Genomic DNA, 1,357 nt, shown 5'->3' on the forward strand with positions numbered 1-1,357 from the left:
AACTCATCCAGCTCAACCTGCTCGGTTCGGCGTCTCTGGAAGAACTCCTGAATCCACGACGGCGAAGAAAAGATAATCTTCAACATCTCAGCCTATTAGAATTGGGTGCTTAGCCGGACAGCAATGCCACCTGCTGACAAAAGCGCCTTCCTGCCGTATGGAAAGACATGTCCAATCCACACATTCTGCACATTCTTTCTGAAATTGCCGCAGGCCGCCTGCTGCCTGAAACAGCCCTTGAACAGCTTGGTGCGCAAACAGTTTGCGATACCCTGAACGGTCTTACGCTGGACACCCAGCGGGGCCTGCGCACCAGTCTTGGCGAAGTGGTTCTTGCCCAGGGCAAAAGCGATCAGGCATTGACAGCCGCTGTTGCCGGTCTTGCAGAACATGGCCCTGTTCTGGTCAGCAGAGTCAGTCAGGCCCAGGCTACCCTGCTGAAAGAACACTTTCCCACTGGCCGCCATTGGGCTTTACCGCGACTGTTTTCAGTGGGCGGCGCGCCGGGTTTTACGCAGGCCATGCAGTCCCCCTGGCCGCAGCAAGGCGAAGCACTGGTGGTAAGCGCAGGAGCCGCAGACACACCCGTAGCACTTGAGGCGTACGGCGCCCTGGCCTTTTGGGGAAAAAGCTGTGGTTTTATTGCCGATGTGGGCGTTGCGGGACTGCACAGGCTTGCCCCCCATACGGCATCGCTGCGCAGCGCAAAGGTCATCATTGCCGTGGCCGGTATGGAAGGCGCTTTGCCCGGCGTACTGGCAGGGCTTGTGTGCTGTCCGGTGCTGGCTGTGCCTGCCTCCGTGGGGTACGGGGTAGGATCAGGCGGTTTTGCGGCCCTTACCACCATGCTTGCCACCTGCGTGCCGGGCGTGGCTGTTCTCAATATCGACAACGGCTTCGGAGCCGCGGCCTTTGCAGCCAAAATGCTCCATAAAAAACTGGCCGAAGAAAACTGAACCGGCCAAAGAACCCACAAGACTCACTGAAAAACGCCAGACCGCCAGCATATGGCGGTCATTTTTTTGAGCGCGCAGGAAAAATACATTTTTGTTCCTTACTTAAGTAACATTATAAAATATTTTACTTTTTTACGAACAATATTCTTTGTTTCCACGCCTTTTTTCCTGCGGCACGGGCTGCCATCATGCGTAAACTGCATGAACCGCCATGCCGGGTGACGCCACATTGTTCCTTTCTTTTTCCGGATTTCGCGTCGGGATTTTCCGGTTGAAATGCTCTAGAGCAGATTAACTTTGAGAATATACATTCTCAAAGTTTAAGGCACGCTCACTTCGGCGTTTAACCGCGCAGATAAACTGCGCTTACGCCTCCGTAGCGAACGTCTGCTCACGCAGCC

At 54.8% G+C, this 1,357-nt stretch carries 1 protein-coding gene; it reads left to right on the top strand.

Going from position 1 to position 1,357, the window contains the following annotated elements; translation table 11 throughout:
* Window positions 1–167: 167 nt before the first annotated feature.
* A complete protein-coding gene (gene larB, locus V6C16_RS13355) occupies window positions 168–956 on the top strand; it encodes a nickel pincer cofactor biosynthesis protein LarB (RefSeq protein WP_333534780.1) in 789 nt (262 codons plus the stop codon).
* The last annotated feature ends 401 nt before the right edge of the window (window positions 957–1,357 follow it).

The organism is Desulfovibrio sp. 1188_IL3213 (assembly GCF_036763145.1).
GTDB lineage: Bacteria > Desulfobacterota > Desulfovibrionia > Desulfovibrionales > Desulfovibrionaceae > Desulfovibrio.

Bases quoted from the DNA above. Each gene is read 5' to 3' on its own strand.
- larB (WP_333534780.1), top strand. From the start codon at position 168: ATGTCCAATCCACACATTCTGCACATTCTTTCTGAAATTGCCGCAGGC.